Source organism: Rhodococcus sp. MPR-R1B (assembly GCF_058793255.1).
In genome coordinates this window covers 40275-58085 of the sequence record NZ_JBXAFO010000013.1, presented here as the reverse complement: position 1 = coordinate 58085, position 17811 = coordinate 40275, and the positions used below count along the sequence as shown (strand labels likewise).

At 64.3% G+C, this 17811-nt stretch carries 19 protein-coding genes; 18 read left to right on the top strand and 1 reads right to left on the bottom strand.

The annotated features are described in order from the left end of the window. The first annotated feature begins 45 nt into the window (after window positions 1-45). The 9 genes from AC1Q61_RS18945 to AC1Q61_RS18905 all read left to right on the top strand — a co-directional run bounded on the left by AC1Q61_RS18945 (window position 46) and on the right by AC1Q61_RS18905 (window position 9666). On the top strand, window positions 46-1245 hold the full coding sequence (locus AC1Q61_RS18945; protein WP_225320370.1) for a glycosyltransferase 87 family protein: 1200 nt from the start codon (window positions 46-48) through the stop codon (window positions 1243-1245). 369 nt (window positions 1246-1614) lie between these two features. Further along, window positions 1615-1935: an integration host factor, actinobacterial type gene (gene mihF, locus AC1Q61_RS18940; protein WP_003944825.1), complete on the top strand. Its 321-nt coding sequence runs from the start codon at window positions 1615-1617 to the stop codon at window positions 1933-1935. Between the two features lie 36 nt (window positions 1936-1971). After that, window positions 1972-2571 (top strand): guanylate kinase, encoded by a 600-nt coding sequence (gene gmk / locus AC1Q61_RS18935; protein WP_003944801.1) that lies wholly within the window; start codon window positions 1972-1974, stop codon window positions 2569-2571. Window positions 2572-2669: 98 nt separating this feature from the next. Then, complete coding sequence (gene rpoZ / locus AC1Q61_RS18930; RefSeq protein WP_003944996.1) at window positions 2670-2969, top strand: DNA-directed RNA polymerase subunit omega; 300 nt, start codon at window positions 2670-2672, stop codon at window positions 2967-2969. Then, a complete protein-coding gene (gene coaBC, locus AC1Q61_RS18925) occupies window positions 2966-4264 on the top strand; it encodes a bifunctional phosphopantothenoylcysteine decarboxylase/phosphopantothenate--cysteine ligase CoaBC (protein WP_003944888.1) in 1299 nt (432 codons plus the stop codon). The genes rpoZ and coaBC overlap by 4 nt, the downstream gene beginning before the upstream one ends. Window positions 4265-4452: 188 nt before the next feature. Further along, window positions 4453-5667, top strand: a complete 1215-nt coding sequence (metK, locus tag AC1Q61_RS18920) for a methionine adenosyltransferase (protein ID WP_003944827.1) — start codon at window positions 4453-4455, stop codon at window positions 5665-5667. Between the two features lie 25 nt (window positions 5668-5692). Beyond that, the gene (locus tag AC1Q61_RS18915) at window positions 5693-7711 is read left to right on the top strand and encodes a primosomal protein N' (protein ID WP_118607257.1); all 2019 of its coding nucleotides are present in this window, start codon (window positions 5693-5695) and stop codon (window positions 7709-7711) included. A 172-nt stretch (window positions 7712-7883) separates the two neighbouring features. Beyond that, a complete protein-coding gene (locus AC1Q61_RS18910) occupies window positions 7884-8552 on the top strand; it encodes a PadR family transcriptional regulator (protein WP_370852745.1) in 669 nt (222 codons plus the stop codon). 94 nt (window positions 8553-8646) lie between these two features. Beyond that, window positions 8647-9666, top strand: coding sequence for an esterase/lipase family protein (locus AC1Q61_RS18905; protein ID WP_118607255.1), 1020 nt, complete (start codon window positions 8647-8649; stop codon window positions 9664-9666). 57 nt (window positions 9667-9723) lie between these two features. Here the strand turns inward: AC1Q61_RS18905 and AC1Q61_RS18900 are convergent, their stop codons facing one another. Continuing rightward, window positions 9724-9930 carry a hypothetical protein gene (locus tag AC1Q61_RS18900; RefSeq protein ID WP_003944900.1) on the bottom strand — a complete coding sequence of 69 codons (207 nt, stop codon included), beginning with the start codon at window positions 9928-9930 and terminating at the stop codon, window positions 9724-9726. A 288-nt stretch (window positions 9931-10218) separates the two neighbouring features. On the opposite strand from AC1Q61_RS18900, the gene fmt reads away from it, so the two are divergent. The 9 genes from fmt to AC1Q61_RS18855 all read left to right on the top strand — a co-directional run bounded on the left by fmt (window position 10219) and on the right by AC1Q61_RS18855 (window position 17747). Then, on the top strand, window positions 10219-11142 hold the full coding sequence (fmt, locus tag AC1Q61_RS18895; RefSeq protein WP_007727991.1) for a methionyl-tRNA formyltransferase: 924 nt from the start codon (window positions 10219-10221) through the stop codon (window positions 11140-11142). After that, complete coding sequence (locus AC1Q61_RS18890) at window positions 11139-12587, top strand: RsmB/NOP family class I SAM-dependent RNA methyltransferase (RefSeq protein WP_118607253.1); 1449 nt, start codon at window positions 11139-11141, stop codon at window positions 12585-12587. Before fmt ends, AC1Q61_RS18890 begins: the two co-directional genes overlap by 4 nt. A gap of 40 nt (window positions 12588-12627) precedes the next feature. Continuing rightward, the gene (locus AC1Q61_RS18885) at window positions 12628-12975 is read left to right on the top strand and encodes an MmcQ/YjbR family DNA-binding protein (RefSeq protein WP_064075326.1); all 348 of its coding nucleotides are present in this window, start codon (window positions 12628-12630) and stop codon (window positions 12973-12975) included. A 64-nt stretch (window positions 12976-13039) separates the two neighbouring features. Next, a complete protein-coding gene (gene rpe / locus AC1Q61_RS18880) occupies window positions 13040-13723 on the top strand; it encodes a ribulose-phosphate 3-epimerase (RefSeq protein WP_019748384.1) in 684 nt (227 codons plus the stop codon). A gap of 8 nt (window positions 13724-13731) precedes the next feature. Then, a complete protein-coding gene (gene ribD / locus AC1Q61_RS18875) occupies window positions 13732-14784 on the top strand; it encodes a bifunctional diaminohydroxyphosphoribosylaminopyrimidine deaminase/5-amino-6-(5-phosphoribosylamino)uracil reductase RibD (RefSeq protein ID WP_030536416.1) in 1053 nt (350 codons plus the stop codon). A gap of 5 nt (window positions 14785-14789) precedes the next feature. Next, complete coding sequence (locus tag AC1Q61_RS18870) at window positions 14790-15398, top strand: riboflavin synthase (protein WP_003944892.1); 609 nt, start codon at window positions 14790-14792, stop codon at window positions 15396-15398. A 110-nt stretch (window positions 15399-15508) separates the two neighbouring features. Further along, on the top strand, window positions 15509-16783 hold the full coding sequence (locus AC1Q61_RS18865; RefSeq protein WP_003944833.1) for a bifunctional 3,4-dihydroxy-2-butanone-4-phosphate synthase/GTP cyclohydrolase II: 1275 nt from the start codon (window positions 15509-15511) through the stop codon (window positions 16781-16783). After that, entirely contained in the window at window positions 16780-17277 is a 498-nt protein-coding gene (ribH, locus tag AC1Q61_RS18860; RefSeq protein ID WP_003944999.1) for a 6,7-dimethyl-8-ribityllumazine synthase, read from the top strand. The genes AC1Q61_RS18865 and ribH overlap by 4 nt, the downstream gene beginning before the upstream one ends. After that, window positions 17274-17747 (top strand): PH domain-containing protein, encoded by a 474-nt coding sequence (locus AC1Q61_RS18855; RefSeq protein ID WP_003944987.1) that lies wholly within the window; start codon window positions 17274-17276, stop codon window positions 17745-17747. Before ribH ends, AC1Q61_RS18855 begins: the two co-directional genes overlap by 4 nt. The last annotated feature ends 64 nt before the right edge of the window (window positions 17748-17811 follow it).

The window sequence follows — 17811 nt, the reverse complement described above, 5'->3', positions numbered from 1 at the left end:
CTCGAGGCTCGTTCGAGCGGTGGAACCCGGTGGTACCGTCCGTCGGTGAATCGTTGGTGGCAGATCGGACTTCTCGTCGCGGCGTGCGCGCTGCTGGCCACCGGGTTCCAATCCGTCACCGGCGTACACGGCGACGATCTCGCCGTGTACCGGACAGCGGGTCAGGCCGTCCTCGACGGCTCGAACCTGTACGACGAGTCGTTCAACGCGAGACTGCCGTTCACGTATCCGCCCTTCGCTGCGCTCGTCGCCGTTCCAGTCGCCCTGGGTTCCTGGGGTGCGGTCCAGTGGGGATGGAGTTTCGTCAGCCTCCTGATGCTGGCCGCGATCATAGTGCTCAGCTATCGCGAAGTCCCGTTCACACGTAAGCGGCCAGTCGTCGTCTACGTGGGTTTCCTGGTCCTGTGGACGGCGGCATCGCCGATCTCCGATCACCTCGGGTACGGCCAGGTCGGGTTGTTTCTGACTCTCCTGTGCTTGATCGACGTGCTGGCTCGACCACGGTGGATTCCCGAGGGCGTGCTGGTGGGGATCGCCGGCGCGGTCAAACTGGTGCCACTCGTCTACATCGGTTACTACGTGATCACCGGGCGCTGGAAAGCAGTTGCGGGCGGCCTCGCCGGCTTCCTCGGCGCCACGGCTCTGGGCTTTGCGGTTCTCCCACGCCAGACGATCGACTACTTCGGCGACATCGCCTCACTCTCGGGGCGCGTCGCCGTCGGTGACCCGTCCGTGTTCGGTAACCAGTCCGTGCGTGGAATGGCCTTGCGGCTACTTCCCGAGGGCCTGGTGGGTCCGGCCTGGCTCGTCGCCTGTGCGGTGTTGGGTGTCCTCGGAATTGTCGCGACGCGGCGCGCTCAGCGCCTGCGGGGCGATCTCGCCGGTTTCACGGTGGTGGCTCTGCTGGCGGCAATCGTGACTCCCATTGCCTGGACGCACCACTTCGTGTGGTTGGTGCCGGCGGTGGGTGTACTCCTCGTTCCGATCAAGTCGGGCGTGGGGGAGGGCACTCGATCGGTCCCTGTGTGGTCCTGGATCGCGATCGGTCTCACCGCTGTCGTAGTGCTGTTTCGGCTTCCTCGAGTCGGCGCGGACATGGATATCCCGGTAGTCGGCTTCGTGCTGGAGAATTCATTGCTCTGGGCGAGCCTCGCGGTAGTGCTCGCTCTGGCCGCCCCCGGCGTGAGTCGCATCGAACCCGAGACGGTCGACGCCGGCGATCCGAAATCGTCGCTGCAGACCTGAAAACGGGCCGCGACACGCGCATAGGCGCCGAAAATGCTCGAAAATTTTGGATGTGTCGGCGACCACGTTCATTCCCGCAGGTAACGATTTCGCACACTCGCACGGGGGTGTCGCACGCTATGGGTCGAAATACATTGTGTTACAGTCTATTTCGGTACTGTACGCACGTTCGTGTGGCGTCGAATTCGTCTCGATCCAGCCGAAAACGGTGACGATCCGTGACATCGATTCGACGCGCATAACCCACCGCGATCTGCATCGGACCGCGGGGGGTGGGTTAGCAATTCGCGCCAGGCGTGAGTACGGTCGCTATCGCTGCTGGTTATCAGCGGAATAGACAAAATTTGCACACGACGAGACGGAGGAACCGTGGCCCTTCCCCAGTTGACTGATGAGCAGCGCGCTGCTGCTTTGGAGAAGGCAGCTGCTGCCCGCAAGGCCAGGGCTGAGCTCAAGGAGCGCCTGAAGCGTGGCGGCACCGACCTCAAGCAGGTCCTCAAGGACGCCGAAGACAACGAAATCTTGGGCAAGATGAAGGTTTCGGCACTGCTCGAGGCGCTGCCCAAGGTGGGCAAGGTCAAGGCTCAGGAGATCATGACCGAGCTGGAGATTGCACCGACCCGTCGCCTTCGTGGCCTCGGTGATCGGCAGCGCAAGGCTCTGCTCACCAAGTTCGACTTCGAGGCCTGAGCCGACAAGTGATGATTGCTGACGCGGCAGTGTCTGATGATTGCTGACGCAACAGTGTCAGAGAGCAAGACCGCAGTGCGGAGGGGTCGGCTGGTTGTACTGGCCGGCCCTTCGGCTGTCGGTAAGTCCAGCGTCGTTCGCGAGCTGAGAACTCGGTTGCCTGAACTCGTTTTCAGTGTTTCGGCGACCACTCGCGATCCCCGTCCAGGTGAAGTGGACGGCAAGGACTACCGATTCACCTCCCGTGAAGAATTTCAACGGATGATCGACTCCGGTGAACTTCTCGAATGGGCGGAAATCCACGGCGGCCTGCAGCGCTCCGGCACCCCCGCAGCTCCGGTCGAAGAAGCGCTCGAAGCTGGAAAGCCCGTTCTCGTCGAGGTCGATCTCGCCGGAGCACGAGCTGTCCGCAAGGCGATGCCCGAGGCTCTGTTGGTGTTCATGGCTCCACCGAGCTGGGACGTTCTGGTGCAACGGCTGACCGGACGTGGAACCGAAACGGAAGACGTCGTGGCGCGCCGACTCGAGACGGCCCGAGTGGAATTGGCCGCACAGGACGAGTTCGACACGGTCATCGTGAACGAGGATGTAAGCCGTGCTTGCGATGAGTTGGTATCCTTGTTGGTTGGGAACTGATTCCGCACCATTCGGGAACCGATTTCCACCCCGTTTCTCAGATATCCGGATCGATAAAACTAGTTCTTCAATGAAGATCTAATTCAGGAGACACAAGAGTGAGCAGCACTTCAGCCGCGTCCGCAGCAGGTCAGGGCGCTCTGCCTGCCTACGACACCCCGCTCGGCATCACCAACCCGCCGATCGACGAGTTGCTCGAACGCACCTCTTCCAAGTACGCCCTGGTCATCTACTCGGCCAAGCGCGCGCGCCAGATCAACGACTACTACAACCAGCTCGGTGACGGCATCCTCGAATACGTCGGACCTCTGGTCGAGCCCGGTCTGCAGGAAAAGCCGCTGTCCATCGCGTTGCGTGAAATCCACGCTGATCTCCTCGAGCACACCGAAGGCGAGTGAGCACCACATCTGCCGCACCCGAACCTCGTTCGGGTGTCGGGGGAGTGTCCGACGCGCCCACATCGATACGTAAGCGCATTGTCGTCGGTGTCGGTGGGGGTATCGCCGCCTACAAGGCGTGCTCGATCATCCGCAGCTTCACCGAGAGCGGTCATCACGTCCGCGTGATTCCGACTGAATCCGCTCTGGAGTTCGTCGGGCGCGCGACGTTCGAAGCACTCTCCGGCAACCCGGTTCACACCGGCGTCTTCAACGACGTCCCGCAGGTTCCGCATGTCCGTCTCGGACAGGAAGCCGATCTGGTCGTCATCGCGCCGGCAACCGCTGATCTGATGGCGCGAGCGGTCATGGGTCGCGCAGACGACCTGTTGACGGCCACTTTGTTGACCGCGCGCTGTCCGGTCGTCTTCGCCCCAGCAATGCACACCGAGATGTGGGAGCACCCCGCAACGGTCTCGAACGTGGCGACACTGCGTTCGCGCGGCGTCCACGTGATCGAACCTGCCTCCGGGCGTTTGACAGGGAAAGACACCGGAGCCGGTCGACTTCCCGAACCCGACGAGATCGTCGGGTTGGCATCGTTGCTCCTCGAGCGCTCGGACGCGTTGCCGCGCGACCTGGAGGGTCGCCGCATTCTGGTCACCGCCGGCGGTACTCGCGAGCCGCTCGATCCCGTGCGCTTTCTCGGTAATCGCAGCTCGGGCAAGCAGGGCTACGCGCTCGCCCGTCTTGCCGCGCAACGCGGCGCGCACGTGACACTGATCGCCGGGTACACGGCTGATCTCGCCGACCCCGCCGCTGTCGACGTCGTGCACATCAAGACGGCCGAAGATCTCCGGTTGGCAGTGGAAAAGCACGCACCGGGACACGACGGAGTCGTCATGGCTGCGGCTGTCGCGGACTTCCGCCCCACCACCGTCGAAGGCAGCAAGATCAAGAAGGGCGCAAACGAACCCGACTCGATCAGCCTCACCAGAAATGCCGACATCCTCGCCGGTCTCGTCGAAGCGCGTCGTGACGGCGACTTGGATGCTCGAACGGTGATCGTCGGATTCGCCGCTGAGACCGGTGACGCCCATGGTGACGTTCTCACCTATGCCCGCTCCAAGCTTGCCCGCAAAGGTTGCGATCTCCTCGTGGTCAATGCGGTCGGCGAGGGCAAGGCGTTCGAGGTCGATCACAACGACGGTTGGCTGCTCGGTTCCGACGGCTCGGAGTCCGCTCTCGAACACGGATCCAAGGCTTTGATGGCCAGTCGAGTACTCGACGCCCTGGTCAAGCTCTTTCCCGAGTAGCGACACGCGCCCGGTGGTGAGAGTTACCCCACGATAATCGGGTGAGTACAAGGGTGTTGCGCAGGCGGTCCAACCGTTATCGTCGGCTCAGCCCCCAGCTAACAAAGCATGACAAAACGGTCACCGAACGGTGATTCGGATACTTCAATAAGCTGTAGTCAAGAACTCAGTCGTCGAGAGGGAGATCTGTGAGCAAGTCCGGCAGTCGGCTATTCACCAGCGAGTCCGTCACCGAGGGGCACCCGGACAAGATCTGTGACGCGATCAGCGACTCGATCCTCGACGCGCTGCTCACCCAGGACCCGCGCGCCCGCGTGGCCGTCGAGACACTGGTCACCACCGGCCAGGTTCACGTAGCCGGTGAGGTCACGACCACTGCGTACGCGGACATTCCGAAGATCGTGCGCGACACGGTCCTCGAAATCGGCTACGACAGCTCCGCAAAGGGCTTCGACGGAAATTCGTGCGGCGTCAACGTCGCGATCGGCGCCCAGTCGCCCGAGATCGCGCAGGGTGTCGATCACTCGCACGAGGCTCGCGTCGACGGAATCAGCGACGACGAGATCGACCGTCAGGGTGCGGGCGACCAGGGCCTGATGTTCGGCTACGCCACCACCGACACGCCGGAACTGATGCCGCTGCCCATCGCGCTGGCTCATCGTCTCTCTCGCCGGTTGACCGAGGTCCGTAAGTCCGGCGTGCTGCCGTACCTGCGCCCGGACGGCAAGACCCAGGTCACCATCGAGTACGACGGTGACAAGGCTGTCCGTCTCGACACCGTGGTCATCTCCACCCAGCATGCCGCTGACATCGACCTCGACAACCTGTTGACGCCCGATCTTCGCGAGAAGGTGCTTCACTCGGTGCTGACCGACGTCAACCTCACCGATCTCGACACCTCCGATGTTCGTCTGTTGGTGAACCCGACGGGCAAGTTCGTCCTCGGTGGCCCGATGGGTGACGCCGGTTTGACCGGCCGCAAGATCATCGTCGACACCTACGGCGGAATGGCTCGCCACGGTGGCGGCGCGTTCTCCGGCAAGGACCCGTCAAAGGTCGACCGCAGCGCTGCCTACGCCATGCGCTGGGTGGCCAAGAACGCTGTTGCCGCAGGTCTGGCCGACCGCATCGAGGTTCAGGTCGCCTACGCCATCGGCAAGGCAGCTCCGGTCGGACTCTTCGTTGAAACCTTCGGCACCGAGAAGACCGATCCGGCACGGATCCAGAAGGCGATCACCGAGATCTTCGACCTGCGTCCGGGAGCGATCATCCGCGACCTCGACCTGCTGCGCCCGATCTACGCGCAGACGGCGGCATACGGTCACTTCGGTCGCACCGATATCGACCTCCCGTGGGAGAGCACCGATCGCGCCGACAAGCTGCGTAGCGCAGCTGGTCTCTGATCACTGACGTACAGACGGGGCGCGGGTGGGCGCGGAAAGAGTAGCGGCAGAAGTCGATCCGGTCGCCCGGGTGCTGCCGATGCTCCCGCTCGCTCACCTCGACCGTGAATTCGACTACCTCGTTCCTCGTGAACTCGAAGCGGATGCGCAGCCCGGAGTCCGGGTGCGCATCCGCTTCGCTGGTCGTCTGGTGGACGGTTTCATCGTCTCGCGCGAGGCGACCAGTGACCATCAGGGGAAGTTCGGCTGGCTCGAACGCGTCATCTCGTCCGAGCGGGTCTTGACGGCCGAAATCGCGCAAGTCGTCGATCGTGTGGCGGAGCGTTATGCCGGAACCCGCGCCGATGTTCTCCGTTTGGCGGTACCGCCGCGCCACGCGAAGGTCGAGGCGGAACCGTGGGAGCCCGCCGAGTCACCGTCCGCTCCTGAAGCGATCGAAAATGGTTGGCATCTCTACAGATTCGGTGACGCCTTCCTGTCCGCCATTCGCGAGTCGAAAAGCCCGCGTGCGGTCTGGCAGGCGTTGCCTGGTGAAAACTGGCCACTGCGCCTGGCCGAACTGGCCGGGGCCGTAGCGGCAAGTGGTAAATCCGCGATCCTGGTTGTGCCCGATCAACGCGACCTGGACCGCGTCGTCGCCGCTTGTACCGAACTCTCCGGAGCGGATGCGGTGGTAGGTCTGTCCGCGGGCCTGGGGCCGGCCATGCGATATCGGAGGTGGCTCGCTGCACTGCGCGGGACCGCCCGGATCGTCGTCGGCACACGGAGTGCTGTTTTTGCGCCGACGCCCGAGACCGGTCTTGTCGTCGTCTGGGACGACGGCGACGACAACTTGTCCGAGCCGCGGTCGCCGTATCCACATGCCCGCGAAGTTGCCGTCCTGCGTGGCTACGTCGCCGGGTGCGCCGTCGTGATCGGTGGGTTCTCCCGTACGGCAGAAGCGCAGGTACTCGTCGACTCGGGATGGGCGCACGATCTGGTCGCTACGCGGGACGTCGTTCGTGCCCACGCACCCAAGATCACCGCGCTTGCCGACAGCGATCAAGCCTTGGCCCGCGATCCGGGAGCCAGAGCGGCTCGTTTGCCCGCTATTGCATTCGCGGCCGCCCGGCGCGCTCTGGGTGAGGGCAACGGAGTCCTGGTGCAGGTGCCTCGGCGGGGGTACGTACCGACCCTGGCCTGCGGAAAGTGCCGTGCCCCGGCACGGTGCCGTCGGTGCAACGGCCCACTGGCTCTTCCCACTGCGGCAGGTCCCGACGGCGCCGGGACACCGGCGTGCCGCTGGTGCGGGGTTGCCGATGCCGCCTACCGATGTCACGCGTGCGGGGCGAAAGCGTTGCGCGCGGTGGTGGTCGGTGCCGGCCGGACCGCCGAAGAACTCGGGCGGGCGTTTCCCGGTGTGAAAGTTGTTCTGTCCGGGGGCAGTGATGTGGTCAAGGAACTGCCACACGGGCCCGCGTTGGTGGTCTCGACAGTGGGTGCGGAGCCGGTGATGACCGGCGGCTACGGCGCCGCGCTCTTGCTCGACGGCTGGGCACTGCTCGGCCGGCCCGATCTTCGCGCCGCCGAGGAAACACTCAGACGCTGGATGTCGGCTGCTGCCATGGTGATTCCGCTGTCCGAAGGCGGTGAAGTTGTGGTTGTCGCAGACTCGGGTATCCCGACGGTGCAGGCGTTGGTCCGATGGGATCCAGTGGGGCACGCACAGTCTCAATTCGAGGAGCGAGACGAGGTCGGCTTTCCTCCGGCCGTTCACATGGCTGCGATCGACGGTGGATCCGCGGCAATTGCGGAGTTGGTGGATTCAGCTGATCTGCCGGCAAGTGCTGTACTGCTCGGACCAGTGGAACTGCCTGCGGGGGAGAGGCTTCCGTATTCCGGTGAGGACGAGAGCGGTGTCGCGCCGGAGCGAATGCTGGTCCGCGTTCCACGCAAGGACGGTCGCGGCCTTGCGGACGCTCTGGCACATGCGAGGGCCGCGCGCAGTGCGCGGAAGTCTTCGGGTCCGGTCCGCATTCAGATCGACCCACGCCGCATCGGCTGAGTTTCGAGTTGTCGGAGGAATCCTTGCGCTACCCGATATGACGATATATCGTCGAACTATCAACGATAGTGATGGAGGTTCGACGATGGATGCAAGTTTCCCGAACGAGGGGATGTTCGGCCGGCGCGGTTTCTTCGGCGGTTTCGGCCGTGAGCAACGGCCACCATTTGTGATGTGGGTCCCGACGGACGACGGCGCGTCGGGCGATGGTCCCGGCGATCGAGACGGTGGACGACGCGGTCGACCGCACGAGCGGCCGGGCTTCGGTGACATGCCACGCAGAGGCCATCGGCGGGGGCGTTTCGGTCCAGACGGCGGACCCGGCCCCGGCTTCGGTCCGGGCGCTCAGTTCGGTCGCGGGCGAGGACGTGGCGGACGAGGTCGTCGAGGAGATGTGCGCGCTGCGATTCTGCTGTTGATCGCCGAAGAGCCGATGCACGGCTACGAATTGATTCAGCAGATCGTCGAGCGCAGCGGCGGCGTCTGGAAGCCGAGTCCGGGCTCCATTTATCCCGCGCTGTCCCAACTCGAGGACGAAGGACTGGTGATCATCGAAAAGGTTGCCGGCCGCAAGACCGCCAAGCTGACAGAAGAAGGCGTCGCGTACGTCGAGGAACATCGCGCCGATCTCGGGGCGCCGTGGGATGACGTTCGTCTCAGCGTAGGGGAGCCGGAGCAGGACCTTCGAGAACTGATCGGCCAGCTGATGGGCGCGGCCGGTCAAGTGGCTGCTGTAGGCACACCAGCGCAGGTCAAGGCCGCAGCCGACGTGCTTGTCGAGGCGCGCAAATCGCTCTACCGAGTGCTTGCCGGTGATGACGCCGATGAAGGCGGCAATTGAGACGTCGGATACCTACTGTTCGGTAGGGTATGCGCCTCGAAGTTTCTGGTGTTACGGTCAGCTCCCTCGTAGGATCAGAGCAGGAGCAGGAACAATGTCTGGCGTCAAACGGTCTGTGGGACTGACATTTTCGGTAGCAGTGGCGCTGCTGATCGGAGCACCGCCGGCTATATCGGGTGCCGCACCGACGCTTCCGTCTGCGAGTGCCGACGCGATGGACGTTCCTCTCGACGTCGGTCCGGGTCAGGCGACCCGTTCCGTTGCTACGGCATATGCGCATGCTCATCCAGCATCCGCACCTGCCGGATCGAACGATTTCGGCTGTGAGCCTTCCGCCACGCATCCCCGACCGGTTGTACTCGCCCACGGAACCGACACCGAGGCGTACGCGGATTGGGCGGCCCTGTCGCCGGCACTGGCAGCTGACGGCTACTGCGTCTTCGCCCTCAATTACGGCGGTGCGATCAAAGAAGAAGACGGGGACGTCGCACACGAGACCTACGGCGTCGGCGACATAGTCGGTAGTGCCACCGCGTTCGGTTCTTTCGTCGATCAGGTGCTGACCGCGACCGGCGCGGACAAGGTCGACGTCATCGGCTATTCGCAAGGCGCGACGGTGACGCGGTACTACGTCAACAAGATGGGCGGCGACGCCTACGTCGATCATTGGGTCGGTTTGGCTTCGCCGACCTACGGCGGGGTGATGTTCGGGTTGGTTCCGATCGTCCGCGCGATCCCCGGCGGAGAGGACTTTGTCGAAGACGTCTTTTCGCGAGCTGTCCGTGAGCAGATGCAGGGGTCGGATATGTTGAACGCCCTCAACGACGGCGGCGACACCGTACCCGGAGTGCGCTACACGACCATCGGGTCCACTGTCGACGAGATGATCCAGCCGTCCTCGAACATCGCGCTCCGCGATGCCGGTGCAGAAAACATCGTCCTCCAGGATCTGTGCCCGTCGAACCTGACCGGCCACTTCCGCATGCCGTACGACCCCTACGTGATCGACGTCATCCGGACGGTCCTCGACCCCGATGCCGAGCGGCACGCTTCGTGCAGCGCGGTGCCGCTCGGCACGGATATTCCGCAAGTGGTCATCGACGCAAATTCGTGAGCTGCAAATTCGTGAGCTGCTAACTCGTGAGCACCGAGATCACGTGGGTCGGGATGTTTACTCGGCGAGCTTGGCAGTGGCCTGCGCCCACAGGAAGAACTTGTTCGTTCCGAGGTCGCGGACGGTCTTGATGTTGAACGCTGCCTTCAAATGTTCTGCGTCCGAATCGCTTACGCCGTTGAGTGCCGCGACCGGGGCGTCCGCCAATTCTTCGACGGACTTTCCTGCGTAGGCCTTGTCGAACTTACTGTCGATGCCTGCCATCTAAGTTCCTCCGTGTGATCGGTGTATCCCGTATCAGCCTCCGCCGAGTGGCGACGACAGAAACAGTCAATACCGAGGACCGGTGAATGTGCAGGGTTCTGATCAAAGAAATTGCTGAGAAAGTGGTTTGGTGTGGCGCGAGGTAGGTCGTAGCTCTCGCAGTCCTTAGACTGACAGTTCCACCCACCGACACATCCGGGAGCATTTTCGTGAGTTGCAGTCCACCGCGTTCGACAGGCCGATCGGCTGATCAGAGTCCGAAGAGCCCAACGAAACGGGAGAGCTGACATGCGCGTCGTGTTCGCCGGAACACCCGAACCCGCGGTTCCTTCACTGCGTCGGCTCATCGAATCCGCCAACCACGAAGTGGTAGCCGTCGTCACGCGTCCGGACGCTGTGGCGGGCCGCGGTCGAAAAGTCACCCGATCGCCGATCGGTCTGCTTGCCGACGAGCACGGCATCCCGGTGCTGACGCCGGCCAAGGCGTCCGATCCCGACTTCGCGGCCGAACTCGCCCGCCTCGAACCGGACTGTGCACCCGTCGTCGCCTACGGAAACCTGTTGCCACAGAACGTCCTCGACATTCCGAAATACGGTTGGGTCAATCTGCATTTCTCGTTGCTTCCCGCGTGGCGCGGCGCCGCGCCGGTGCAGGCCGCGATCAGTGCCGGTGACGAGGTGACGGGTGCGAGCGCGTTCCGTTTGGAAGCCGGGATGGATACCGGCCCCGTGTACGGAGTGATGACCGAGCGGATTCGCGACACCGATACGGCGGGCGACCTGCTCGGACGTCTCGCGGAAAACGGCGCTGCCCTCCTCGAATCGGTACTCGACGGACTCGAGGCCGGCGAGATCAACGCGGTTCCGCAGTCTGCCGACGGCGTCTCGTATGCCCCCAAGGTGACGGTGGACGCGGCCCGCGTGCGGTGGGAACTGCCCGCTCGCACAGTGGACCGGCATATCCGAGCCGTCACACCCGCACCCGGGGCATGGACGATGATCGGTGATCTTCGAGTCAAGGTCGGCCCGATCACCGTCACGGACGAGACCCTGGCAGTCGGTGAGATCTCGGTACGCAAGGATGGTCTGTACATCGGTACCGCGACCACCGCGGTGCGACTCGGGCAGATTCAGCCCCCGGGCAAGAAATTGATGTCGGCAGGGGACTGGGCACGCGGTGCCCGACTCGACGCGGAGGTACGAGCACAGTGACCGAATCACGACGACCGGCACGGCGGACACAGGGTCCCGGAGCCAAGAACGGCGGCGGCGCCAAGAACACCAAGCCGAAGCAGGCCAAGCGGCCTGATCCGGCAACCGCCGGGCTCGATCAACCGCGTCTGGCGGCGCGTGACGTCCTGCGCGCGGTCCGTGAGCGTGACGCGTACGCGAACCTGGTTCTGCCAGGGCTCCTGCGTGACCGCAAACTCGACGCACGCGACGCTGCGCTGGCAACCGAACTGGCGTACGGCGCGGCACGTGCTCAGGGACTGCTGGATGCGGTGATCGCCCATGCAGCGGGTCGGCCGATCGAAGAGATCGACGGAACGCTGCTCGATGTACTCCGACTCGGCTCGTACCAATTGCTGCGCACTCGTGTCGCACCGCACGCTGCCGTCGCAACCTCGGTCGATCTGGTCCGCGCCGAAAACGGCCAGGGCCGAGCAGGATTCGTCAATGCGGTCCTGCGCCGTGTTTCCGAACGCACCCAGGAGGAGTGGGTCGAGCTGCTGGCCCCGAAGGACCCGGTCGGCCGGCTCGCCTTCGAGCACGCTCACCCCCTGTGGATCGCGCAGGTATTTGCCGACTCGCTCGGCGCTGCTGCCGGTGAACTCGAAGACGTCCTGATCGCCGACGACGCCCGCCCTGCAGTACACCTCGTCGCCCGCCCCGGCGAGATCTCCGCCGAGGAGCTAGCACTGGTGACCGGCGGCGAGATCGGGCCGTACTCGCCGTACGCCGTGCATCTCGACGGCGGTGACCCCGGACAGCTCGAGGCGGTCCGCCAAGGCTTGGCGGGCGTGCAGGACGAGGGCAGTCAGCTGGTGGCCCGCGCCCTCAGCATTGCTCCTCTCGAAGGTGAAGACTCCGGACGCTGGCTCGATCTCTGCGCAGGTCCGGGCGGTAAGGCAGCGCTTCTCGGCGCTCTCGCCGGTATCGAAGGCGGGCGACTCGACGCCGTCGAGCCCGTCGAACACCGTGCCGAGTTGATTCGCAAGACCACTCGCGAGCTTCCCGTGGACGTACACGTGGCGGACGGCCGCGAATCCGGGCTCGAACCCGGATACGACCGCATCCTCGTCGACGCTCCCTGCACCGGGTTGGGTGCGCTGCGTCGGCGCCCGGAGGCACGTTGGCGTCGCCAGCCGTCCGATGTGGCTCCGCTCGTGAAGTTGCAGCGTGAATTGCTTGCTGCCGCAATCGAACTGGTTCGCCCCGGCGGAGTGGTGCTGTACTCCACGTGCTCGCCGCACTTGTCGGAAACGCTGGCAGTGGTCGCCGATGCGGTGCGGCGTCATGGCGTCTTGGAACTCGACACCAAGGAATTGGTGCCAGGTGTCCCGGACGTCGGAGACGGATCGTCGGTTCAGTTGTGGCCGCATCGACACGGCACGGACGCTATGTTCATGGCCGCTTTGCGCAAGCCGCTGGCCTGATCGGATGACTTCTGGGCATCGGTAGTCGTATGGTGCCTACATGGTTACGTGGGAACAGGTTGTAGTACTGGGTTCGGCTCTTCCCTCCGTGGAAGAGTCGACCTCGTACAACACCCCGGCACTCAAGGTGGCAGGTAAAACTTTTGCACGGCTCCGCACCGAAGCGGAGGGCGCTTTGGTCGTGATGTGCGGTCTGGACGAGAAGGAGGCGCTACTCGCCAGTGGCGAGTCGGCTTTCTTCACCACCGATCACTATCACGGGCACGGCTCGATCCTCGTGCACCTCGAACTGATCGACGAGGTGCAGTTGGGTGAGATGCTCGAAGACGCGTGGCGGATCAAGGCACCGGCCAAGGTGCGAAAGCTCCACACCGTCGTCAAGAACTGATCTGATTGCACCGGCTCCGATGTGCATGCACGGTCGGCAATGAGACACAGCTAAACTCGGCGTCGTGGCTTCCCCGATGATTGCACCGTCCATTCTGTCCGCAGATTTTGCTCGACTCGCTGATGAAGCGACTGCCGTGTCCGGCTCCGACTGGCTTCACGTCGACGTGATGGACGCGCATTTCGTTCCCAATCTCACGCTGGGTCTGCCGGTGGTCGAGAGTCTGCTGAAGGCGACGGATATTCCGCTCGACTGCCATCTCATGATCGAGAATCCGGAGCGCTGGGCGCCGCCGTACGCCGAGGCCGGTGCGTACAACGTCACGTTTCACGCCGAGGCCACCGACGATCCGCGTTCGGTTGCCCGCGATATTCGTGCAGCTGGTGCCAAGGCGGGGCTGAGCATCAAGCCTGGAACCCCGATCGACGACTACCTGGAAATCCTCAAGGACTTCGACACCCTCTTGATCATGAGCGTCGAACCCGGATTCGGTGGTCAGTCCTTCATGCCTCAGGTGCTCGACAAGGCACGCGCAGTTCGAAAGCTCGTCGACTCGGGTGAGCTGACGCTCCTTGTCGAAATCGACGGCGGCATCAACGCTTCCACGATCGAGCAGGCCGCTGAAGCAGGGATCGACTGCTTCGTCGCCGGTTCGGCGGTGTACGGAGCGAGTGATCCCGGTGAGGCGGTGCGCAAGCTGCGCGCGCAGGCCGCCTCGGCGTCGCCGCACCTGACGCTGTCGGTCTGAGCCGCTCGATGGCAAAGGGTGGACAGGCGTCGACGGCTGATCTCGACGCCGCGATGCAGATCGCGCTGGCCGCAGCTGATTCCGCGCGCGGATTCACCAGCCCCAACCCACCGGTCGGCGCGGTCATCCTCGCTGCCGACGGAACCATCGCGGGCGTCGGTATGACGCAACCGCCCGGTGGACCGCACGCGGAGGTCGTGGCTCTCGACGAGGCCGGCGATGCGGCACGTGGCGGTACGGCCGTGGTGACACTGGAACCGTGCAATCACCAGGGACGAACCGGCCCTTGCTCGCAGGCATTGATCGACGCCGGAGTCTCGGCGGTTGTCTACGCCGTCGGTGATCCCAATCCCGAGGCTTCCGGCGGCGCAGCGACCCTCATGCGCGCTGGAATCAGCGTCACGGCCGGACTGCGAGCACCCGAGGTGGAAGCTGGTCCACTGCGGGCCTGGCTGCACAAACAGCGCACCGGTCGCCCGCACATCACGTGGAAGTACGCGGCCAGTCTGGACGGACGCAGCGCCGCCGAGGACGGAACGAGTCAGTGGATCACCGGTCCGCAGGCGAGGGCGCGCGTGCATGCGCAGCGAGCGCAGATCGATGCGATCGTGGTCGGTACCGGCACCGTGTTCGCCGACGATCCGTGGCTGACCGCACGTCAGCCCACCGGTGAGCTCGCGGCGCACCAGCCCGTTCGCGTCGTCGTCGGAAAGCGTGAAATACCCTCGACGGCAAGCATTCTCGACGACACCGCACCGACTCTGGTGCTCAACACCGACAACATCGACGAAGTAGTCGAGGCGTTGGGGGAGTACACGGACGTACTTCTCGAGGGTGGGCCCCGTCTGGCCGGAGCATTCCTTGCCGCCGGATATGTCGACGTCATCGAGGCATACATCGCTCCGATCCTGCTCGGCGCGGGCGCCTCCGCGCTCGTCGATGCCGGAGTGCACACCATCACCGACGCCCACCGATTCCGTTTGGAGTCCGCGGTAACGATCGGCCCCGATATTTTGTTGAGTCTGGTTCCGGAGAGTTCTGCTCCGGGGAACGAGGAGTAGGGCGCGTGTTCACAGGAATTGTGGAAGAACTCGGCGAAATTGTCGCCAAGGAAGAACTGGTCGATGCTGCACGTTTCACGGTGCGCGGGCCACTGGTCACCTCCGACGCCGGCCACGGTGATTCGATCGCGGTCAACGGAGTGTGCCTGACGGTGGTCGACGTGCTTGCCGACGGTTCGTTCACCGCAGATGTCATGCAGGAAACCCTGAACCGCTCGAGCCTGGCGAAATTGGATGTCGGCTCTCGCGTCAACCTCGAGCGTGCCGCGGCGCTGAACAGCCGACTCGGCGGCCACCTGGTTCAAGGGCATGTCGATGGAACAGGCCACGTCATTTCCCGCTCGCCGTCCGAGAACTGGGAGGTAGTGCGGATCGCACTGCCCGACTCCATTTCCCGTTACGTCGTGGAGAAGGGTTCGATCACCGTCGACGGAGTCTCGCTGACGGTCTCCGCGCTGGGCGGAGACCGCGGGTTCGAGTACTTCGAGATCTCGCTGATCCCGACAACGCTCGAGTTGACGACGCTCGGAACCGCTGTGGTCGGTACGCCGGTCAACCTCGAGGTGGACGTGATCGCCAAGTACGTCGAGCGGCTTCACTCTGCCGGTCGGTAGGACCAGGCTGATCGGACCCGTCCGATTGGTCGTAGGGTTGTCAGTGCATCCGTCGGATGCACTTGTTGTATTCGATGATGTGAAAAGTCAAGACTTTGGAGTGCGAGCACGTGACCAGGTTCGACAGTATCGAGCGCGCAGTAGCAGATATCGCTGCAGGTAAAGCTGTTGTCGTCGTGGACGACGAGGATCGCGAGAACGAGGGCGACCTCATCTTCGCCGCGGAGAAGGCCACCCCGGAACTGGTGGCGTTCATGGTCCGGTACACCTCCGGCTACCTGTGCGTGCCGCTCGACGGTGACGATTGCGATCGGCTGGGCCTGCCCCCGATGTACGCCACCAACCAGGACAAGCACGGCACGGCGTACACCGTCACCGTCGACGCCCGTGAGGGAATCGGTACCGGCATCTCGGCGTCGGACCGCGCTGCGACGATGCGTCTGCTCGCCAACCCCGAATCCGGTGCCAACGATTTCACTCGCCCCGGTCACGTCGTTCCGCTCCGCGCGAAGGAAGGCGGAGTACTGCGTCGTCCTGGCCACACGGAAGCTGCAGTCGACCTCGCCCGCATGGCGGACCTGCGTCCTGCCGGCGTCATCTGCGAAATCGTCAGCCAGAAGGACGAAGGCGCGATGGCTCAGACCGACGAGTTGCGAGTCTTCGCCGACGAACACAACCTTGCTCTGATCTCGATCGCCGACCTCATCGCGTGGCGTCGCAAGCACGAGAAGCACGTGCTGCGTATCGCCGAGGCCCGCATCCCCACCCGCCACGGTGAGTTCACCGCTGTCGGCTACACGAGCATCTACGACGAGGTCGAGCACGTTGCGCTGGTGCGCGGCGACATCGCAGGCCCCGACGGCGACGGTAGCGACGTACTCGTCCGCGTTCACTCCGAGTGCCTCACCGGCGACGTCTTCGGTTCGCTGCGGTGCGATTGCGGCCCGCAGCTCGACGCCGCACTGGACATGGTCGCCCAGGAAGGCCGCGGCGTTGTTCTGTACATGCGCGGACACGAGGGTCGTGGCATCGGCCTCATGCACAAGCTGCAGGCCTACCAGCTCCAGGACGCCGGTTCCGACACCGTCGACGCCAATCTCGAACTCGGCCTACCGGCGGACGCCCGTGACTACGGCATCGGTGCCCAGATCCTCGTCGATCTGGGGATCTCGTCGATGCGTCTGCTGACCAACAACCCGGCCAAGCGTGTGGGTCTGGACGGCTACGGCCTGCAGATCACCGATCGTGTTCCGATGCCGTTGCGCGCGAATGCGGAGAACCTCACCTACCTGCGCACCAAGCGCGATCGGATGGGGCACGATCTGATCGGACTGGACGAGTACGAGGCGAACCAGAACACCGCACAGCCGGGAACCGCACTGTGAGCGGCGAAGGTCAGCCGCAGCTCGCGATCGCCGAGGCCAAGGATCTGAAGCTGGCGATCGTTGCCGGGCAGTGGCACGCGACGATCTCTGAGGCTCTGATCGCGGGCGCGCAGCGCGTCGCGCAGGAGGCGCAGATCAAGGACGTGACACTGGTCCGTGTCGCCGGTGCGATCGAACTGCCGGTCGTTGCGCAGGCATTGGCGCGCACGCACGACGCCGTCGTCGCTCTCGGTGTTGTCATCCGCGGTGGCACGCCGCACTTCGAGTACGTGTGCGACGCGGTCACCGCGGGCCTCACACGCGTCTCGCTCGACGAAAGCACCCCCGTGGGGAACGGTGTGCTGACCACCGACACCGAGCAGCAGGCTCTTGACCGTTCGGGTCTGCCGGGTAGCGTCGAGGACAAGGGCGCACAGGCCTGCGCCGCCGCACTGGACACCGCAGTGACCCTGCGCCATCTCCGAGCACCATGGACCGAGGATTCGTTTCGATGAGTACACCCGGCGACAACGAGAACTGGGAACTGATTGCGTCACCGCGTAAGTCGACGCGATACGCGATCGGAGTTGCCGTCCTCCTGGTGATCGTTCACGTCACACTGGCACTCCTGCTTCGCCAGGGGTCCACCGGCGTGTACTTCCGTGCCGCGGACCAGATCGCGATGGCAGGCATCGGCACCATTCTGGCTCTCGGTGTGCTGATGTTGACGCGGCCCCGGGTCAAGGTGGGCAAGCAGGGTATTGCCGTACGAAACATCCTGGGCGAGAAGATCGTCGACTGGGATCTGTTCGAGGGACTCTCGTTCCCCGACGGTGCCGCCTGGGCACGCATCGAATTGCCCGACGACGAGTACATGGCAGTGATGGCGATCCAGTCCAACGACCGCGAGTACGCCGTCGACACGGTCGGTAAGTTCCGCGAACTGGCCGACCGCTACGCACCGGTCGCGCACAAGAGCAACTGACGTCTTCCGACCGGTTCGGTGCCCGCATCCTGCGCGTTTCCGAGTCGGTCGGTGGCGGCGACTA

What these genes read in the sequence shown, in the direction of transcription:
- AC1Q61_RS18885 (WP_064075326.1), top strand. Translation starts at nt 12,628, where the DNA reads ATGGTTACGTGGGAACAGGTTGTAGTACTGGGTTCGGCTCTTCCCTCC.
- AC1Q61_RS18910 (WP_370852745.1), top strand. Translation starts at nt 7,884, where the DNA reads ATGTGGGTCCCGACGGACGACGGCGCGTCGGGCGATGGTCCCGGCGAT.
- gmk (WP_003944801.1), top strand. Translation starts at nt 1,972, where the DNA reads ATGATTGCTGACGCAACAGTGTCAGAGAGCAAGACCGCAGTGCGGAGG.
- fmt (WP_007727991.1), top strand. Translation starts at nt 10,219, where the DNA reads ATGCGCGTCGTGTTCGCCGGAACACCCGAACCCGCGGTTCCTTCACTG.
- AC1Q61_RS18900 (WP_003944900.1), bottom strand. Translation starts at nt 9,930, where the DNA reads ATGGCAGGCATCGACAGTAAGTTCGACAAGGCCTACGCAGGAAAGTCC.
- AC1Q61_RS18905 (WP_118607255.1), top strand. Translation starts at nt 8,647, where the DNA reads ATGTCTGGCGTCAAACGGTCTGTGGGACTGACATTTTCGGTAGCAGTG.
- AC1Q61_RS18855 (WP_003944987.1), top strand. Translation starts at nt 17,274, where the DNA reads ATGAGTACACCCGGCGACAACGAGAACTGGGAACTGATTGCGTCACCG.
- ribD (WP_030536416.1), top strand. Translation starts at nt 13,732, where the DNA reads ATGGCAAAGGGTGGACAGGCGTCGACGGCTGATCTCGACGCCGCGATG.